At 78.1% G+C, this 2,049-nt stretch carries 2 protein-coding genes; one reads left to right on the top strand and one right to left on the bottom strand.

Translation table 11 applies throughout. From position 1 onward, the window contains the following. On the bottom strand, positions 1 to 541 hold a 541-nt coding region (locus tag NOD94_RS40895), incomplete at its 3' end, for a helix-turn-helix transcriptional regulator (RefSeq protein ID WP_281211315.1). A 119-nt stretch (positions 542 to 660) separates the two neighbouring features. Here NOD94_RS40895 and NOD94_RS40890 point away from each other — a divergent pair. Next, positions 661 to 2,049 (top strand): DUF6350 family protein (locus tag NOD94_RS40890; protein WP_281211314.1); only part of this gene is annotated, 1,389 nt, incomplete at its 3' end.

Raw genomic sequence — 2,049 nt, 5'->3', positions numbered from 1 at the left:
CCGGGTCGGCGTGCGCGCCCGGTCCGCCGGCGGAGCCGCCGCTCCCGCTGCGTACGGGGGTCTTCGTGTCGTGGCGGGCGGCGCCGACCGGCGGCTTGGCGGCCCGCTTGGTGGCCGGCTTGGGCCGGGTACTGGGCCCACCGGACCGTCCCTGGCCCCCGGCGGCGAAGCCCCGAGCGCCGCCGGAGGCACGCGGCGCCCACCCGGCGAAGGGCGCGGCCGGGGCGTGCTCCGCGTGGGGTTCCGGGGGGTGCGGCGGCCTCGGTGGCGCGGCAGGGGTGACCCGTGCGTCCGGCGTGTCCGCGTCCGGGACGGCGTCGGCCGCGGCGAGGCGGGCCAGGATCTCGGCGTACACCTCGCGCTTGCGCCCGCGCGGCTCGGTGCGGCCCGTCTCCCACGAGCGGAGCGTGGCCGGGGTGACCCCGAGGGCCCCCGCGACCTCCTCTTGGCTCAGTTCGCCCGCCTCGCGGAGCCTGCGGCGCTCCTTGGGGGAGGGCAGGCCCAGTTCCGAGCCGGAGGTCGTATCGACGCCTTGTGTCATGCCACACTCCCCGCGACCCGGCAGCCTTGGGCGAAAAAGTACATAAACGTATATTGAGCGACACCACGGGCATTCGCCTGTTACCCGCCCATAGCGCGTGTCGTTGGCACCATGGCGGGGTGACCCAAGTGACTGAACTCGGGACCCCGTTGCCGGCGGCCCTTCGCCCCGGCGTGCGGCGCCGTTCTCCGGCCGCCGCCGCCTGTGTGCTGGGCGGCGCCGTGGCCGCCGGACTGGGGCTCGGCTTCCTCGCCGTGCTCGTGATCGTGTTGTGGATCAGTTCCCCCTATCCGGACAGCGGGCCGGGCGGCGCGCTGCACCTCGCCGCCGGACTGTGGCTGATGGCCCACGGGACGGAGCTCGTCCGCTACGAGACCCTGTCCGGGGTGCCCGCACCCGTGGGCGTGACGCCGTTGCTCCTGGTGGCCCTGCCCGCCCTGCTGATGCGGCGCGCCGCCCGGCTGGGCAGCGCCTCCGGGGACGCCGCGGGGGCGGACGGGGAGGAGGTCCTGCCGGCCGGTGCCGTGTTCTCCGCGGTGATCTGCGGCTACCTCGCAGTCGGCGCGCTGGCCACCGTCTACGCGGCCGGCGGACCGATGCCGGCCGATCCGCTCAGCGCGGCCTGGCACCTGCCGCTGGTGGCGGCGCTCGCCGCCGCGGGCGGGGTGTGGGCCGCGAAGGGTCGGCCGCTGGGACCCCTGCCGGACCGGGTCCCGAGGAGCGTGCGGAAGGCCGTCGCGCGCCCCCGGTACGCGCTGGCGCTGCGCTCCGGGGCGGCCGGGGTCCTGGTCCTGCTGGGCGGGGGGACGCTCCTCGTCGGCGCTTCCCTGGCCTGGCACGGGCCGGAGGTGCAGGCGTCGTTCCTGACGCTGACCGGGGTGTGGTCGGGGCGGTTCGCGGTGCTGCTGCTGGCGGTGGCCCTGATCCCGAACGCGATGGTCTGGGGCGCGGCCTACGGGCTCGGGCCCGGCTTCGCGTTGGGCGCGGGCGCCACGGCCACCCCGCTCGGCTTCGAGGGCGCGGCGGCGCTGCCCAGGTTCCCGCTGCTGGCGGCGCTGCCGCCGGAGGGGGCGGGGTCGCCGGTCACGTGGGCGACGGCCGGGGTTCCGGTGGCCGCCGGACTGGCGGTGGGATGGTTCGCGGTGCGCCGGGCCCGGGAGGTCCCGTACGGGGAGACCGCGCTGACGGCGGCCCTGGGCTCGGTGGTGTGCGGGCTGGCCATGGCCGCCCTGGCGGCGGTGTCCGGCGGCCCGATGGGCACGGCGGCGCTGGTGAGCTTCGGGCCCGTGTGGTGGGCCGTCGGGGCCGCGGCGGCCGCCTGGACCCTGGTGCTGTCGGTGCCGCTGGCGGTCGGGGTGCACGCGTGGCGGACGCGGCCCGCGCGGGGGGCCGCCGAGGACGCGGCCGCCGACGCCTGGCACGACTCGGGGGTCCGGGAGCTCCGCTGGCAGGCCCTGCGCGGCGCGGCGCGGCCCTTGGTCCCGCCCACGACGACCCGACGCGGAACC

It is taken from the genome of Streptomyces sp. Isolate_45 (assembly GCF_024721315.2).
Lineage (GTDB): Bacteria > Actinomycetota > Actinomycetes > Streptomycetales > Streptomycetaceae > Streptomyces.
This window is presented reverse-complemented; position numbering and strand designations above follow the sequence as displayed.